Origin of the sequence: Finegoldia magna ATCC 29328 (assembly GCF_000010185.1) — a bacterium.
Taxonomy (GTDB): Bacteria; Bacillota; Clostridia; order Tissierellales; family Peptoniphilaceae; genus Finegoldia; species Finegoldia magna_H.
Genome location: NC_010376.1, coordinates 476,479 through 493,095, shown reverse-complemented (window position 1 = coordinate 493,095; position 16,617 = coordinate 476,479). Strand labels below are relative to the sequence as shown.

15 protein-coding genes are annotated in these 16,617 nt (G+C 33.0%); 10 read left to right on the top strand and 5 right to left on the bottom strand.

All coding sequences use genetic code 11. From position 1 onward, the window contains the following. The first annotated feature begins 122 nt into the window (after positions 1-122). A complete protein-coding gene (gene grdA / locus FMG_RS02300; RefSeq protein WP_080503389.1) occupies positions 123-599 on the top strand; it encodes a glycine/sarcosine/betaine reductase complex selenoprotein A in 477 nt (158 codons plus the stop codon). A gap of 192 nt (positions 600-791) precedes the next feature. Here grdA (FMG_RS02300) and FMG_RS02295 read toward each other — a convergent pair whose 3' ends face one another. Together FMG_RS02295 and selA are read right to left on the bottom strand one after the other, a co-directional pair. Next, a complete protein-coding gene (locus FMG_RS02295) occupies positions 792-1,925 on the bottom strand; it encodes a YkvI family membrane protein (RefSeq protein WP_012290399.1) in 1,134 nt (377 codons plus the stop codon). A gap of 280 nt (positions 1,926-2,205) precedes the next feature. Then, on the bottom strand, positions 2,206-3,612 hold the full coding sequence (gene selA / locus FMG_RS02290; RefSeq protein ID WP_002841452.1) for an L-seryl-tRNA(Sec) selenium transferase: 1,407 nt from the start codon (positions 3,610-3,612) through the stop codon (positions 2,206-2,208). Between the two features lie 333 nt (positions 3,613-3,945). On the opposite strand from selA, the gene FMG_RS02285 reads away from it, so the two are divergent. The 7 genes from FMG_RS02285 to grdD all read left to right on the top strand — a co-directional run bounded on the left by FMG_RS02285 (position 3,946) and on the right by grdD (position 10,671). Then, complete coding sequence (locus FMG_RS02285) at positions 3,946-4,320, top strand: GrdX family protein (RefSeq protein WP_002841250.1); 375 nt, start codon at positions 3,946-3,948, stop codon at positions 4,318-4,320. A 21-nt stretch (positions 4,321-4,341) separates the two neighbouring features. Next, positions 4,342-4,662 carry a thioredoxin TrxA gene (gene trxA / locus FMG_RS02280; protein ID WP_002835444.1) on the top strand — a complete coding sequence of 107 codons (321 nt, stop codon included), beginning with the start codon at positions 4,342-4,344 and terminating at the stop codon, positions 4,660-4,662. A 107-nt stretch (positions 4,663-4,769) separates the two neighbouring features. Beyond that, positions 4,770-6,062: a glycine/sarcosine/betaine reductase component B subunit gene (locus FMG_RS02275; protein WP_004269617.1), complete on the top strand. Its 1,293-nt coding sequence runs from the start codon at positions 4,770-4,772 to the stop codon at positions 6,060-6,062. A 60-nt stretch (positions 6,063-6,122) separates the two neighbouring features. Continuing rightward, entirely contained in the window at positions 6,123-6,599 is a 477-nt protein-coding gene (gene grdA, locus FMG_RS02265; RefSeq protein ID WP_080503388.1) for a glycine/sarcosine/betaine reductase complex selenoprotein A, read from the top strand. Positions 6,600-6,617: 18 nt separating this feature from the next. After that, positions 6,618-7,928, top strand: coding sequence for a glycine reductase complex selenoprotein B (gene grdB / locus FMG_RS02260; RefSeq protein WP_080503387.1), 1,311 nt, complete (start codon positions 6,618-6,620; stop codon positions 7,926-7,928). 39 nt (positions 7,929-7,967) lie between these two features. Beyond that, a complete protein-coding gene (grdC, locus tag FMG_RS02250; RefSeq protein WP_012290397.1) occupies positions 7,968-9,515 on the top strand; it encodes a glycine/sarcosine/betaine reductase complex component C subunit beta in 1,548 nt (515 codons plus the stop codon). A gap of 10 nt (positions 9,516-9,525) precedes the next feature. Further along, positions 9,526-10,671 carry a glycine/sarcosine/betaine reductase complex component C subunit alpha gene (gene grdD, locus FMG_RS02245; protein WP_002837514.1) on the top strand — a complete coding sequence of 382 codons (1,146 nt, stop codon included), beginning with the start codon at positions 9,526-9,528 and terminating at the stop codon, positions 10,669-10,671. A gap of 127 nt (positions 10,672-10,798) precedes the next feature. Here grdD and FMG_RS02240 read toward each other — a convergent pair whose 3' ends face one another. Beyond that, the gene (locus FMG_RS02240) at positions 10,799-11,671 is read right to left on the bottom strand and encodes a YitT family protein (RefSeq protein WP_002841345.1); all 873 of its coding nucleotides are present in this window, start codon (positions 11,669-11,671) and stop codon (positions 10,799-10,801) included. A 101-nt stretch (positions 11,672-11,772) separates the two neighbouring features. Continuing rightward, complete coding sequence (locus FMG_RS02235; protein ID WP_012290396.1) at positions 11,773-12,558, bottom strand: PfkB family carbohydrate kinase; 786 nt, start codon at positions 12,556-12,558, stop codon at positions 11,773-11,775. 145 nt (positions 12,559-12,703) lie between these two features. On the opposite strand from FMG_RS02235, the gene murC reads away from it, so the two are divergent. Both murC and FMG_RS02225 read left to right on the top strand, forming a co-directional pair. Next, the gene (gene murC / locus FMG_RS02230) at positions 12,704-14,089 is read left to right on the top strand and encodes a UDP-N-acetylmuramate--L-alanine ligase (protein WP_012290395.1); all 1,386 of its coding nucleotides are present in this window, start codon (positions 12,704-12,706) and stop codon (positions 14,087-14,089) included. Position 14,090: 1 nt separating this feature from the next. Continuing rightward, positions 14,091-15,029: a linear amide C-N hydrolase gene (locus tag FMG_RS02225; protein ID WP_012290394.1), complete on the top strand. Its 939-nt coding sequence runs from the start codon at positions 14,091-14,093 to the stop codon at positions 15,027-15,029. Between the two features lie 101 nt (positions 15,030-15,130). On the opposite strand, the gene FMG_RS02220 is transcribed toward FMG_RS02225, so the two are convergent. Beyond that, on the bottom strand, positions 15,131-16,411 hold the full coding sequence (locus FMG_RS02220; protein ID WP_012290393.1) for a dicarboxylate/amino acid:cation symporter: 1,281 nt from the start codon (positions 16,409-16,411) through the stop codon (positions 15,131-15,133). Between the last annotated feature and the right edge of the window lie 206 nt (positions 16,412-16,617).

Below are 16,617 nucleotides of genomic sequence, written 5' to 3'. Positions count from 1 at the left end.
TTTGCAATTTTTTTTAATTATGATATTATTAGGATGTCAACGAACGATAGGCGTTCGATTGTGGTAATTTCATTCTTTTGAGGGAATGAAAAATATATTTTAAATTAAAGAAAGGATGTATTATGGGTTTTTTAGAAAATAAAAAAGTTATAATCATTGGAGACCGTGATGGAATTCCAGGTCTTGCAATTGAAACATGTGTAAACACTGTTTCTAACACAGAAGTAATCTTCTCAAGTACTGAATGCTTTGTCTGAACTAGCGCAGGAGCTATGGACTTAGAAAACCAAAAGAGAGTTAAAGACTTCGCTGATCAATACGGAGCTGAAAACATCGTGGTTCTTCTAGGTGCCGCAGAAGCTGAAGCTGCAGGTCTTGCAGCTGAAACAGTAACAGCAGGTGACCCAACATTCGCAGGCCCATTAGCAGGCGTTGAACTTGGATTGTTAGTTTACCATGTTGTAGAAGAAGAATGTAAAGAACAATTTGATGCTGACGTTTATGATGAACAAGTTGGTATGATGGAAATGGTTCTTGACGTTGATGAAATCGCTGAAGAAATGAATGATATCAGAAGCGAATATTGTAAATTTTTATAAAATCTAACATTTCACTTGAAAGTGAATATTCTTCTTATTATTATTTAAAAAGAAAACAGCCTTTAATTAGGCTGTTTTTTTCTTGATTTTTTAACTTTAGGTTAAATTATATTGTTATTTATTTATCTGATTAATAGTAAATTTTTATAAATGAACATATAAAAAAGTCAGCGAATAATTCGCCGACTTAAATTAATTTTCATATTCAATATTGTTTCTCTTAGCGCCATCTATGCTTTGTTTTTTTGCTCTACCTGATGCACTTCTAAATATCATCCATGCTAATAAAACCATTCCGATATAACCATTAACTACATAAACTACATTTACTAATGAGTCAAATTTTAATGTCAAACCGATAATTGCTCCAACAATTCCAGCAATTAATGTAAATAGTTTGTATTTTTTAGTTCCTTCTTTATAGAATCTTCCAGTTACAGTCCATAATAATGGAACAGATGTCGTAAATATTCCAAGCATGATAAAGATTGAGAAAACTGTTGCTAATAATGGATGTATTTTCCCTGCCAAAATCAACACAGGAATTTGTGAGTTGTACAAATCAGGAATTGATAATATGATAGCAATACTCATGATAAATATTGCAACAGAAAATCCTGTAGCACCTACATAAACACCAGCTTGAGCATCTTTCAAGCTTTTTGCTTTATTACCAACTTCAGCCAAGAAAGCAACCAACCATATCATGTTAAATCCAACGTAAGATCCAGCTGCCAAGAAGAAATTCTTGCTCGCCACTTTAACTTGTCCACCTTTTACTAATTGGTCCATTAGAGCCAAGCTTGATTGCAACTTATCCATGTTCATTACAATTGAAATAATCCCAATAACTATCGCCATTATTGCTATTACTGGTCCGATTTTACCAATAACATCGACAATTTTTCCCAATCCTAGCATTACAACTAGAATTACAACTGCCGCCATAATAGCTCCTCCGACATATTTTGGAGCATTAAAGTGTTGAACTGCTGTTGCTTGTGCACCAGCAATCATAACTGTGTAAGATAAGAAAATAAAAAATACTGCGTAATAGTCAAAAATAGTACCTATCTTATTTCCACACATCAACTTGTAAATATCATTTGGTTTTTCAAATTTTTGATAATAACCATCATTCAAAAATGATAATCCTGCAAACGTGAACAATCCAAAACATATCATAATTCCGATTAATCCATATAATCTATATGAAGAAAAGAATTGTAAAATTTCTTGGCCCGTTGCAAATCCAGATCCAATAAGTAAAGCGATAAACGCTCCTGCATAGGTGATTACCTGCCCTATGTTATATTTTTGTTTCATAAATTACCTCCTATTGATTTTTCTTCCGATTGATATTATAAGTGTATCGTTTTCCAAAAAATGCAAAGAGTTAAATATAAATTAACCTAATATTTTTACATTCAAATAGTAAACAATAAAAAAACAAGGATTAATTCCTGTTTAGTCATTATAACATATTTAATCTAAATTTGTAAATTTTTTCCTACATTTTTTCTAAAATTTTTGTTCAATAAATCAAAAATCCCGAATTATCAATTCGGGATTTTCATATAAGATTTTATAATAATATTCAGTTAAATCACATTGGCATTTTTTTCAAAATAGTATTGAGTTTAATCACTTTTACAATTCTTTCAAAATCTTTTTCAAAAATACATCTTAAATCCATGAAGAATGTATCATCGTGAACAGTTCCTATAATGTGATCTTTTGATAATCTGAGACCTCTTTCAAATTCAGACACCTTCATATCTGGTTTTATAGCAATTGAATATGAATCTAATTTATCTAATGGATATGCCCCGCCTCCTACTTCGCTTTGCGATTCAACAATTTCCATATTCAAGTCTACTTCTTTTTCAATCATAGATTTTAGTTTTTCTGCTTTTCGAAGAATTTCTTCTTTTGGCATAGATATCATCTTCAAAGTAGGAATATTTGCAATTGCTTTTTCTTCATCTAAGTAAAATTTGAGTGTTTCTTCCAATGCTCCTAATGTAAACTTGTCAACTCTGAATGCTCTTAATAATTGATTTTTCTTAATCTTAGATATCAATTCTTTCTTACCTACAATAATTCCAGCTTGTGGACCACCTAAAATCTTGTCTCCAGAGAATGATACCAAATCAATTCCTTCATTAATACAGTCCTTGACAGTTCTTTCGTAGCTTAGACCAAACTTCGACAAATCTATTAAAGAACCAGAACCCAAATCTTCTATTAAATGTATGCCTTTTTCATCACACAATTGTCTCAATTCATCTCCACTTACACTTTCACTAAATCCTACTACAGAATAATTTGAAGTGTGAACCTTCATAATAAGAGCAGTTTCTTCATTAATATTATCTTCATAATCGTACATGTGGGTTTTGTTAGTTGAACCAACTTCTACTAACTTCGCTCCAGATTTTTCCATAATGGAAGATATTCTAAAAGATCCTCCAACTTCTACCAATTCTCCCCTACTTATAATAGCTTCTTTGTTTTGAGCCAAAGTATTTAGAGTAAGAAAAACTGCCGACGCATTGTTATTTACTACTACAGCATCTTCAGCTTTTGTAATTCTTTTCAAAAGTTCTACAGCATGGACATATCTTGAGCCTCTTTTTCCTTCATCTAAGTCATATTCTAAGTTAGAATAATTCCCAGCAATTTTGCATAAGTTATCGACTACTTTTTCATTTAATAATGATCTACCAAGGTTTGTATGTAAAATAACTCCTGTTGCATTTATTACAGGTTTCAATGATGGCGAGAAGTTTTTGTCCATCAATTCAAATGCCTTGTCAATAACATCTTTGTTATAAAAGTCAAACTCTTCTTTATTTAATATTCTATTTCTAAAAAATTCTATCGATTCTCTTACTGAGTCTTTTATTAAACTTTCAGGATATTCTTCGTACGCTTGTAAAATTTCTTCCGATTCTAAAATTTCTGAAACTTGCGGAAGTTTCTTAAACATTTCTTGTAAATTAGTTCCCATTTTTTATTTGCCTCCATTTTCTTCTATATAATATATACGTATTTGACATTAACTTATGAGTAAATTATAATATAAGAGCAGAGAATTGTCTATCATATAAGGATTGTATTGTAGTAATCACTTTTTAAATTAGAAAATAATTCCAGTTTTTTATTTGCAGATTTATGTTTCTGTTTTAACAAATTAAATTTTATATATTAAAGGAATTTGTGATTTTTTATGAGCGGTTATTATGATTTTCTATATATGATTACTTTTGTGTGATTTTGTTATATAATATGATTGAGCTTGAAAGATAGCTAATAACGAATCAAAAGACAGGTAGGGTAAAAGATGTTATTAATCACAAACAATGAATATTTTAAAGATGCTATCAAAAGAACTGATATAAAAGTTGAATACATTGATATAGACTATATCGGGATTTTGAAAAAAGCACGCGATTTAATTCATCAAAATTATCGCCTAGTAACTCACCCACTTTATGGATCAGTAAAACCAAACGAAACAGTTTTTAGATCCGTTATTTTAGAAAAGGGTGACAAATTTGATACGGACTCTTTGATGATGATTGAAGAATGTATCAATACTGCAACTAAGTTTATGAATATTTCTAAGCCAAAGCGTTGGCCAGCTGAAATCTTAGATGATTTTAGAGTTGTTGATTTTGACATTATTAGTCAAACTTTGGATAGAATATTAATATAAAATTTTTAGGAGGCATTTGAAATGTTAGAATTAGACAAGAAAACTTTTGAACCAGAAGTATTAGAAGCTGAAGGATTAGTATTCGTAGACTTCTGGAGTGACGGATGTGAACCATGTAAGGCACTTATGCCAGGCGTTCATGAATTAGCTGAAAAATATGGTGACAAAATTAAATTCTGTTCACTAAACATTACTTCAGCAAGAAGAGTTGCTATCAAACAACAAGTATTAGGATTACCAACTATGTTAATGTACAAAGACGGTCAAAAAATTGATGAAATCAATAAAGATGACGCTAATTTGGAAAACATAGAAGCTATGATCCAAAAACACTACAACTAATCTTAAGCTAGATTAAAAGATTAAAGTAGAAGTAAATTAGGTTAAAACTCATTAGGGGTCACTCCCCTATTGAGTTTAAATAAAAAATTATTATAGGAGGTTAAGATATGCGTCTTGAATTAGGTAAGATTTTTATTAAAGACATCATCTTTGATGAAGGTGAGTCAAGAATCGAAGACCACATTTTGTATCTTAATAAGAAAGAATTAGCAGATGTATCAGGTGTAGCTGATGACGAACACTTAGAATCAATTGATTTTGATATCGCTCATCCAGGTGAAAGCACTCGTATAACACCAGTAAAGGATGTTAACGAACCAAGAGTTAAAGTTGAAGGTGGAGAAATATTCCCAGGAATATTAAACAAAGTTGATCCTGTTGGTTCAGGTAAAACTATCGCTCTTAAAGACATTGCTGTTGTTACAACAGGTAAAATCGTAGGATTCCAAGAAGGTATCATCGACATGTCAGGTTTAGGTGCTGAATACACTCCATTCTCTAAGACAGTTAACTTAGTAGTAACTATCGAACCAGTTGAAGGTGTTAAACAACACAATCACGAAGCTGGCGTTAGAATGGCTGGTTTAAGAATCACTGATTTCATCGGTAGATTAGCAAAAGATTTAGAAGCAGATGAATGGGAAACATTCGAAACTCTTCCAATCTTAGAACAAGTTAAACAATATCCAGAATTACCAAAAGTTGTATATGTTTACATGTTACAAACTCAAGGTTTATTACACGACACTTATGTTTATGGAGTTGACGCTAAGAAAATTATTCCAACTTTCTTATACCCAACTGAAATCATGGACGGAGCAATTTGTTCAGGTAACTGTGTAAGTGCTTGTGACAAAAACCCAACTTACGTTCACTTAAACAATGGTGTAATCAAAGAATTATACAAAGAACACGGTAAATCAATCAACTTCTTAGGAGTTGTAATTACTAACGAAAATGTATACTTGATGGATAAGATTAGACACTCTGACATGACTGCAAAACTTTGTGAATTCTTAGGAGCTGACGCTGCTATCGTATCACAAGAAGGTTTCGGTAACCCAGATACTGACTTAATCATGAACTGTAAGAAGATTGAAGGTAAAGGAATCAAGACTGTTATCATCACTGATGAATATGCAGGACGTGACGGTGCTTCTCAATCATTAGCAGATGCTGACCCAGCTGCAAACGCAGTAGTAACTGGTGGTAATGCTAACCAATTCATCACTTTACCTAAGATGGACAAAGTAATTGGTCACATCCAATTCGTTGACACTATCGCTGGTGGATCTGATGGAGCATTAAAAGATGACGGTACTATCGAAGTAGAAATCCAAGCAATTACTGGTGCTACTAACGAAACTGGATTCAACACTTTAACAGCTAAAACTTATTAATTAATATAAAAAAGATTTATTCAAAATAAAATAAAAATTTAAATTTATGAAAGGAAAGTTATGGGATTTTTAGAAAATAAAAAAGTTATCATAATTGGAGACCGTGATGGAATTCCAGGTCTTGCAATTGAAACATGTGTAAACACTGTTCCTAACACAGAAGTAATATTCTCATCTACAGAATGTTTCGTCTGAACTAGTGCAGGAGCTATGGACTTAGAAAACCAAAAGAGAGTTAAAGACTTCGCTGAACAATACGGAGCTGAAAACATCGTGGTTCTTCTAGGTGCCGCAGAAGCTGAAGCTGCAGGTCTTGCAGCTGAAACAGTAACAGCAGGTGACCCAACATTCGCAGGCCCATTAGCAGGCGTTGAACTTGGATTGTTAGTTTACCATGTTGTAGAAGAAGAATGTAAAGAACAATTTGATGCTGACGTTTATGATGAACAAGTTGGTATGATGGAAATGGTTCTTGACGTTGATGAAATCGCTGAAGAAATGAATGATATCAGAAGCGAATATTGTAAATTTTTATAAAGAAAGGAAGTAAGCTTAATGGATAAAATTAAAGTTGTTCATTATATAAACCAATTCTTCGCTGGTATTGGTGGAGAAGAAAAAGCTGATACAAAACCATTTATCGCAGAAGAATTACCTCCTATCTCTGCTCAATTAGCTAAAGCATTGGGAGATGATTTCGAAGTAGTTAGAACTGTAGTATGTGGTGACTCATATTTCGGTGAAAATATGGAAGCTGCTCAAAAAGAAGTATTGGAAATGATTAAAGAAGCAAATCCAGACTTCGTAGTAACTGGTCCTGCATTCAACGCTGGTAGATACGGTGTTGCTGCTGGTACTATGGCTAAAGCAGTTAAAGATGAATTAAATATTCCTGTATTAACAGGTATGTATCCTGAAAACCCAGGTGCAGATATGTACAAGAAGGACGTTTATATCGTAGAAACTAAGAATAGTGCCGCTGGTATGAGAGACGCTATGAAGAAAATCGGTAAATTAGGTCCTAAGGTTGCTAAGGGAGAAGAAATCGGATCTCCAAAAGAAGAAGGATATATTGAAAGAGGAGTTCGTGTTAACTTCTTTGCTGACAAAATCGGTTCTCAAAGAGCTGTTGAAATGCTTATTAAGAAAATTAATGGCGAAGAATTCGAAACAGAATATCCAATGCCTGCATTCGACAGAGTTGAACCTGGTAAAGCTATCAAAGATTTATCAAAAGCAAGAATCGCCCTTGTAACTTCTGGTGGTACAGTTCCAAAAGGAAACCCAGATCACATCGAATCATCTTCTGCTACTAAATACGGTTCTTATGACTTCCACGGAATCGACGATTTAACAGAAGAAAACTCAGAAACAGCTCACGGTGGATACGACCCAGTATACGCTAATGAAGATGGTGACAGAGTATTACCAATCGATGTTATGAGAGAATTAGAAAAAGAAGGCGTTATCGGTTCATTACACGAAACTTGGTATTCAACAGTAGGTAACGGTACTGCCGTAGCTAATGCTGATAAATTTGGTACTGAAATTGGTGAAAAATTATTAGCTGACAACGTAGACGCAGTTGTTCTTACTAGTACCTGAGGTACTTGTACACGTTGCGGTGCAACGATGGTAAAAGCAATTGAACGTACAGGACTTCCTGTTGTTCATATTTGTACAGTTACTCCTATCTCATTAACAGTAGGTGCTAACAGAATTGTCCCAGCTATTGCTATTCCTCACCCATTAGGAAACCCAGCATTAACTAAAGAAGAAGAATATAGCCTTCGTAAAAAGATTGTTATGAAAGCATTAAACGCTTTAACTACTGAGGTAGAAGATCAAACAGTTTTTGAAGACTAATTCAAATATAAATAAATAATAAAGGAGAATAGTTAACAGATGAATTTTCCAGTACTAAAAGGAGCTGGCTATGTATTAGTCAACACTCCTGATATGATTATCCAAAACGGATCAACATGTCAAACTGAAAGAGTTGTAAACCCAGATTCTGAATTCTTAAAAGAAGTTGGAAAACACATTAGAAGTTTTGATGAGGTTGTAAAATATCTTCCTAACCAAGTTTATATAGGAAATGTTAAACCTCAAGAATTAGAAAATTACGAAATGCCATTTACTGATCACACTTACGAAGAAGGTAAAGCTGATGGTAAGATGGGTAAAATCGTAAAACAAGACGTATTCATTGCCCTATTACAAATGTGCGATGCATTCGACTTAGTAAAACTTTCTGAAGAATTCGTAAACGAAATCAAACCAGTTATTGAAGAAGAATATCCAATTTTGGAACCATACTTCTCTCACTTAAAAGGTTCTGATATTTCAAATGCTCAAGAATTATTCGACACTCACATGGCAGAAGCTTTATACCATGACGGAAAAGTTTGTGGTTATATCAAAGCAGCTCATGATATCGACGTAAACTTAAGTGCTCACACAATGTTTGAAAACTTAGTAGTAAAAGCTTCAGGTGTTCTAGCAGCTGTTGAATTAGTTACTAAGAACGACATTAACAGAGATGATATAGATTATGTAATAGAATGTTCAGAAGAAGCCTGCGGAGACGTTAACCAAAGAGGTGGCGGTAACTTCGCTAAATCTATCGCTGAAATCGTAGGATTACAAAATGCAACAGGTTCTGATACAAGAGGATTCTGTGCAGCTCCTATTCACTCATTAATCGAAGCAAGTGCTTTAGTTAAATCTGGTGTTTATAAAAACGTAATGGTTGTAGCAGGTGGTTCAACTGCTAAATTAGGTATGAACGCAAAAGACCACGTTAAAAAGGGCTTCCCAGTTCTTGAAGACGTTGTTGGTGGATTTGCAATTTTAATTTCAGAAAATGATGGTGTTCATCCAGTATTAAGAACTGACATCGTAGGACGTCACACAGTTAAGACTGGTTCTTCACCACAAGCAGTTATCTCAAGCTTAGTATCTCATTCATTAGAAGAAAATGGATTAAAGATTACTGATGTAGATAAATATTCTGTAGAAATGCAAAACCCAGATATCACTAAACCTGCCGGAGCTGGAAATGTTCCTGAAGCTAACTATAAGATGATTGCTGCCCTTGCTGTTAAACAAGGAGAACTAGACAGAAAAGAATTAGCTAATTTCATTACTGAAAAAGGCTTAGTAGGTTGGGCTCCAACACAAGGACACATTCCATCAGGTATTCCTTATGCAGGACATGCTATTAAAGACTTAACTGAAGGAGATTACAATAGAGTAATGTTCGTTGGTAAAGGTAGTTTGTTCCTAGGTAGAATGACTAACTTATTTGATGGTGTATCTATCGTTATGGAAAGAAATGATGGTAAAATGGAAGATGAATCATCAGTTTCATCTGAATCAGAAAAGGATCAAATTAAGAAAGTAATCGCAGAATCCATGAGAAAACTAGCTGAAAATCTTTTAGCAGAATAGAGGTGTAGACATGGATAATAAAAAAATTTCCGAAGTATTTCTTGAAATATCTGAAGCTATCGAAAGCGGAAAATTTGGTAAGAAAGTAAAAATCGGTCTTACTACTTTAGGTAGTGAACACGGCGTTGAAAACATGAAAAAAGCTATTGAATTAGCTAAATCTGATCTTTTTGAAGTAGTTGTTATCGGTGAAAGAGTTGATGACGAACATGAAACTTATGAAGTTGATAACGATGAAGATATGTACAAGAAGATGGAAGAATTACTAGACAGTGGCGAAATTCAAGCTTGTGTAACTCTTCACTACAACTTCCCTATCGGTGTTTCAACAGTCGGTAGAGTATACACTCCTGGTCACGGCAAAGAAATGTTCTTAGCTACAACTACAGGAACTAGTGATACAGAAAGAACTAAAGCTATGGTAAGAAATGCAGTAGCAGGTATTATCGCAGCTAAATCTTGCGGTATCGCAAAGCCAACAGTTGGTATTTTAAACATCGATGGTGCTAGACAAGTAGAAAAAGCTTTGAAACACTTCAAAGACAACGGATTCGATATCGAATTTGCTGAAAGCCAAAGAGCTGACGGTGGTATCGTAATGAGAGGTAATGACCTTCTTATGGGAAGCTGTGATGTAATGGTAACTGACTCATTAACAGGTAACTTATTAATGAAGATGTTTGGATCATTCACATCAGGTGGTAACTACGAAACTACTGGTTTCGGATATGGTCCTGGTATCGGTGAAGGCTACGAAAGAAACATATTTATAGTATCTCGTGCTTCAGGTGCTCCTGTAGTTGCAAATGCATTAAAATATGCTTACCAAACAGTAGCTGGTGGAATTGATAACAATAAAAAATCTATCTATAAGCAAGCTCACAAGGCTGACTTCAATGGCATCTTAGAATCATTAAGTAAGAAAGAAGCTCCTAAAGCTTCTTCTGAAGAAGTTAAAATGCCAGACAAAGAAGTAGTATCTGCTACAATCTCAGGAATTGATATTCTTGAAATTGAAGATGCTGTTCAAGCTTTATGGAAAGAAAACATATACGCTGAAAGCGGTATGGGCTGTACTGGTCCAATCGTTCAAGTGTCTGATGCAAACTTAGATAAAGCATCACAAATACTAAAACAAAATGGTTATATAGAATAATTCTATAGGCTTTTAAAAAGATGTGTGATTAGTCACACATCTTTTTTTTATCAAATTTTATACGCAAAAAAACCTTAGATTATTAGTTTGATGAAACTTTTAATCTAAGGTCATTTTTTTATTTAATCTATTCTATTATATTTCTCCATCTCCAACCGTATGTTTCACTAGCATTACATACTATGACGAAAGCTAATGGATCAATTTCTTGAATATATTTTTTAAGCATTATAAAATCTCTATTGCTTACAACTGTTTGTACGATTTCTTTTTCCAATCCTGAATAAGCACCTTTTGCTGTGTAAATATTAGCAGATCTTGTAAGCTTATCAACCAAGAACTTACAAACTTCATCCGGCTTTGATGTAGTAATCGTACAGAGTTTTGATGTATTCATACCATTGATTGTAAAATCTATTATTAAACCATTAAGTACAGTCCCTACAAGAGAGTATATTGCTATTTCTGTTCCGTAAGCATACCATGCTGATAATGTAATAAGAAAATCTACTATCAAGCATCCTTTGCCCAATTCTATTCCTAAGTACTTGTTTAAAATCTTGGCGAATATATCAGACCCACCAGTTGATGCGTAGTTATTAAGTACAATACCTACTCCCGACCCGTAAATCATTACAGCTGCAATTAATTGAATCATTTTCCCGTCAAACAATGGTTTTTCCATAGGAAATACAATATCCAAAATCCATACCAATAAACTAAGTCCCAATGAGCAAATTATAGTTTTAAGTCCAAATGCTTTTCCTAGCATTATAAATCCTACAATAAATAAAATCGTATTAATAATAATCAAAATTGGACCTGTTGAGATAGGAACGAAATTACCTATTACTATCGCCATTCCTGCTGCTCCACCTAATGATAATTTATTAGGTGCAAGGAAGAAGTGAATTCCCAATGCAATAAGAATGACACCGACTGCCATCATAATCACGCTTTTTCTTTTATTTCGTCTTTCTAAAGCGTCTAAATCAATCATATTATCCCCCTAATATTTTTATGCAATATCATTATAACAATTGAATATACAATTTACAATGTAATATTCATTATTTTCTTATATTTATTTAAAATTACAGTTTACAAAATATCTATAAACCTTTCTATTGGTAAACCACGAGCTTTGTCTTTAATATCCAATGAAAGTTTCAACAGTTCTGTTGTTTTCAAGCTTGCATACTTTGCAGAATCAAAAATCGATTTGTTTTCTGAATATTGGCTTATAAATAACGCTGAGAACAAATCCCCTGTTCCTGCATAAGATGTGTTGATGTATTCATAATAAATTTTATCTGATACAAAATTTTCATCCATACAAAAAACAAAATGCTCGTTATTTTCTTCTGCACTGGTAATGACAACGTATTTTGCTCCCATTTCTATAAGCTTTTTGGCTACATCATTTATAGGTTCATTCATCATATTTGCAATCATTCTAGCTTCAGTTTCGTTTGGAATAATCACTGTAGCTACGTCGATTAGTCTTCTAAAATTTTCAATATTGTCCTCATTCAATCCGTTGTAGAGTTTCCCATTGTCTGCCATTATGGGATCGACAACGACCTCTGGCGAGTTTTTTTGTTTAGCTATAAAATCTTTGATAATATCCACTTGTTCTAAGCTATTCAAAAATCCAGTAGCAATCAAATCAAAACTAAAATCCAATTCCTCCCAAACTTTTGTCGCTTGTTTCATGTATTCTGTTGTATCTAAAATCGCAAATTTTCCATAATCCAATGTGTTACTCACAACTGCTGTTGGCAAATTAAAAACGCTTTTTCCTTTATTACTCAGCACAGGAATCATACAACTAAGAGCGACTCTCCCATATCCTGGCATATCGTTGATTAATAAAATATCTTTCATGTTTTCTCCTCCATCTAATTATAACACTAAAATCATATTTGTATATCAAATAAATCTTAATCATTTTGTAGATTTTTGGCTTTTAAATCCTCATAATTTCTCAGTTTTTTGTGATATAATATCAATTGGAAATAAGGAGGGGCTTATGTTCAATTTTAATATAGAAGAGCACAAATTTAAATACATACATTTTATAGGAATTGGTGGAATATCCATGAGTGGTATTGCCGAATTGTTAAATCATTACGGATATAAAATTTCTGGTAGTGATAGAGAAGAATCTGACGAAACTAATAGGCTTAAAAGTCTAGGCGTTGAAATATTTATCGGACAAAAAAGAGAAAATATCAAAAACCCTGATTTAATCGTATACACTGATGCAATATTAGATGACAACGAAGAACTAATCGCTGCAAGAGAACTTGGAGTAGACGTTGTAAGCAGAGGAGTTTTTCTTGGCGCATTGATGAGAAATTACAAATATTCAATTGGCGTTAGTGGATCTCATGGCAAATCAACTACAACTTCAATGATTGCAAAGATTTTAATAGATGCAAAAGTAGATCCATCTATTCTTTTGGGTGGTAAATTAGACGAAATTCAAGGAAATGTACACTGTGGTAATAGCGAATACATGCTTACAGAAGCTTGTGAGTACAAGGCTAATATTCTCAACTATTATCCATCAATGGCTATTATACTTAACATAGACGAAGACCATTTGGACTTCTATAAAGATTTAAATCACATCGTAGCGACATTTATTGGCTACATGAAGAATTTGGACGAAAATTCCAAAGCGATCATAAATATTGACGACAAAAATTGTGAACCTTTGTTGTCTCACATCAAAGGAGAAATCATAACATTTGGTATTGAAAATGAAAAGGCTGACTACAACGTTCACGATATAACTTTTAATGAAAATGGCAATCCTAGTTTTGTAGTTTCATCTGAAAAGTTTGACAAAGATGAGGAATTCTCGCTTTCTATTATTGGACGTCACAATATTTACGATGCTGTGGCTGCGATTATAGCATGCTACGAATTCCACATTGATATTGACACTATTAGAAAAAATATGAAAGAATATCATAATCTTCACAGAAGAATGGAAACTATAGGATTTTATAAAGGTTGTGAAGTAAAGACTGATTACGGTCATCACCCTACTGAAATTAAGAACACTTTGAAAGCTTTGGATGAACACAAAAAAGGCAAATTCTACTGTGTATTCCAACCTCACACTTATTCGAGAACAAAAATGCTATTGGATGATTTTGCAAATGCATTCTATGATTGTGATGAGGTTGTAGTAACTGAAATATACGCTGCAAGAGAAAAATTTGACAGCAGCATTCATTCTACAGATTTGGTAGAAAAACTCGTAAAAAATGGCGTCAACGCAAAATACTACAAGACTTTTGAAGAAGCTCGTGATTATATCCGTTCTAAAGTTTGTGACAACGACTTGGTATTGACTACTGGCTGTGGAAATCCCGATGTTCTTGCCAAAATGATTGTGGAATAAAATGTGTACGACAATTATTGTAGATTATCCACAAGGCTCTGTGATGGCTCGTACGCTTGACTTTGAAGTTCCTTTGGAATACAACATGATTTATATTCCAAGAGGATTTCACTATGCGGATGATTTGTATCACAAACCAATGCGTTCAAAATTTAAAATGATGGGAATGTGTTTTAGAAATCTGTACCCTATCAAAGATGGTGTGAATGAACATGGCCTTTGTGGTTGTACTAATATGTTTATCGCAAATAATTTGTTCAGCAATCATCCTATTGAAGGAAAAATAAACACAAATTCACTAGATTTTATGAATTTCGCTCTTGGAAACTACAAAACAGTTGAAGAATTACTAGATGATTTGGACAATATTCACCTAGCCAACAAAGATGTTGATGGAAATTCTGTGATATGCCCTGATTTCCACTTTATGTTTGTGGATAGAACTGGAGATTCTATTATTTTAGAATACAAAGATCACAAATTAGTTCCATGTGGTGATAATCCAAAAGTAATGACTAATTCTCCAAAATATTCTTCACATGTTAAAAGATACGAGAAATCAATCGGTGATTTATCCAAATTCAATCAAATTAAAGATTTGACAGGAGCCTATGATCCTGTAAGTAGATTCATTAGAGCAAAATACATCCTGTCAACTCACAAGAAATCTAATAATGTAAATGAAGCATACTCATCTGCTTTCAGTATATTAGAGCCTCTAAAAATCACTGAGGGCTTCTTTAAGAACGATTCACACGATTACTATACATTTACTAGGTATATTAGTGCTTTCGACACACAGACCGCTTCTATGGCTGTTAGAACGCATTCCAATACTCAGACTTATCTGATAGATTTTGATGATATACCAGATGAAAATAAAATATTCTCTTATTATTTTGAAAACAAATTAGAATTTAAAAGAATTAATAAAGGATAGGCAAATGCCTATCCTTTGTTTTTTGTAAAAATAAGATTTAATAATTTCAAAAAAAAATAGAAGCTATTTTGAAAATTCAAAAAGCCTCTATTTAAAATCAATTATGAATTATATTTTTCAAGATCTAAATCGTGTTGCATTGCTGCTACTATAATACCAGTAGATCCACCTGCGTGAACGTTAGTTGAAGTACGTGCCATATCAGCAACGCCTTGGATTGGGCTTAGTACTAGAATCATTTCTAGAGGTAATCCCATAGCTGTAAATAAAGCTACATTTAACATAGTACCAGTTCCTGGAACCCCCACTGTTCCTGCAGAAGCAAGAAGTGCAGTAAATACCATTATTACATATTGTGTAATTGTAAATGGAATATTAAGAGCGTTTATTGTGAAAACCGCTAATAAAATATTCCATACAGCTGCACAACCTGGCATACCAAATGTAGTACCAATTGATCCTGCAAATGATGCAGTTTCTGTTGGAACACCCATTTTTTCTTGTTCTCTAATGTTTTCTGGTAAAGTTCCCAATGAACTTTGAGTTGTAAATCCTAATAACCATGCTGGGAAGAATTTACGTTGGAACTTAAATGGATTGACATGTGCCATAAATTTTAACATCACTGTCGTAGTTATGAATGTGTGGAAGAAACAGCATACATAAACCATTAATAATAAGAATAATAATGATGCAACAAATGATAAATCCAAAGTAGCTACTTGGTGAGCTAATAATGAAAGAACTGCGTATGGAGTAAATTCTATGATTTCTCCAATTACTTTGTTCATTACTTTGTTAGCAGCTGCTGTAAAATCCATAAATGGTTTAATTTCATCTTTATTCGAATACTTTAATGCAGTAACACCAATTATAACAGCAAAAATGACTATTGGAACAACTTTAGTATGTAGCATACTATCTACAATGTTTTTAGGGAAGAAACTTACAAATACATCTGAGAAAGGTGGAACTTCTTTTACCTTATCAGTAACATCCATTTTAATATTTGCATTTACCCCTAAATTAACCAATTTACCTAAAATTAGTGCAGCAACAGAAGCTAAAACATTGTGTAAAGCTAGTATACCAATTGTCTTTCCTCCTGTTGATCTTAATTTTTCTGTGCTTTCCAAGGATGCAACTGTAGTTATAATTGAGAATAATAATAATGGAATTACAAATGCTTGTAATAAACTAATAAACACACGACCAAATATTGCTACGTAGTCTGTGGCTCCTTTAAAAATAAGTCCTACTATGGCACCCATTGCTGTAGCTAATAAAATTCTGATCATGAATGAAGTACCTTTTTTCTTCAAACGATCAATGACAACGCATAATGCGAAAGCTACAACTAAAGCGATTAAGCTTTTAATCATATCAACATCTCCTTTTAAATTTTTTTCAAACTAATCTTATCATATTGTCTTATAATAGACAATGATTTATATTTAGATGTATCGTTTTCACAAAATTTATTTATTGTATTATTCTATATATCACTTTTCCCTTGAAATTTAAAGGTTATTTCAAATTCACAAAAAATTTTATATGGAATAATTTTTATTATTTTTTCAAGAGTTTT

What these genes read in the sequence shown, in the direction of transcription:
- murC (WP_012290395.1), top strand. Translation starts at nt 12,704, where the DNA reads ATGTTCAATTTTAATATAGAAGAGCACAAATTTAAATACATACATTTT.
- FMG_RS02285 (WP_002841250.1), top strand. Translation starts at nt 3,946, where the DNA reads ATGTTATTAATCACAAACAATGAATATTTTAAAGATGCTATCAAAAGA.
- selA (WP_002841452.1), bottom strand. Translation starts at nt 3,612, where the DNA reads ATGGGAACTAATTTACAAGAAATGTTTAAGAAACTTCCGCAAGTTTCA.
- FMG_RS02235 (WP_012290396.1), bottom strand. Translation starts at nt 12,558, where the DNA reads ATGAAAGATATTTTATTAATCAACGATATGCCAGGATATGGGAGAGTC.
- FMG_RS02240 (WP_002841345.1), bottom strand. Translation starts at nt 11,671, where the DNA reads ATGATTGATTTAGACGCTTTAGAAAGACGAAATAAAAGAAAAAGCGTG.
- grdD (WP_002837514.1), top strand. Translation starts at nt 9,526, where the DNA reads ATGGATAATAAAAAAATTTCCGAAGTATTTCTTGAAATATCTGAAGCT.
- grdC (WP_012290397.1), top strand. Translation starts at nt 7,968, where the DNA reads ATGAATTTTCCAGTACTAAAAGGAGCTGGCTATGTATTAGTCAACACT.
- FMG_RS02275 (WP_004269617.1), top strand. Translation starts at nt 4,770, where the DNA reads ATGCGTCTTGAATTAGGTAAGATTTTTATTAAAGACATCATCTTTGAT.
- FMG_RS02220 (WP_012290393.1), bottom strand. Translation starts at nt 16,411, where the DNA reads ATGATTAAAAGCTTAATCGCTTTAGTTGTAGCTTTCGCATTATGCGTT.
- trxA (WP_002835444.1), top strand. Translation starts at nt 4,342, where the DNA reads ATGTTAGAATTAGACAAGAAAACTTTTGAACCAGAAGTATTAGAAGCT.
- FMG_RS02295 (WP_012290399.1), bottom strand. Translation starts at nt 1,925, where the DNA reads ATGAAACAAAAATATAACATAGGGCAGGTAATCACCTATGCAGGAGCG.
- FMG_RS02225 (WP_012290394.1), top strand. Translation starts at nt 14,091, where the DNA reads ATGTGTACGACAATTATTGTAGATTATCCACAAGGCTCTGTGATGGCT.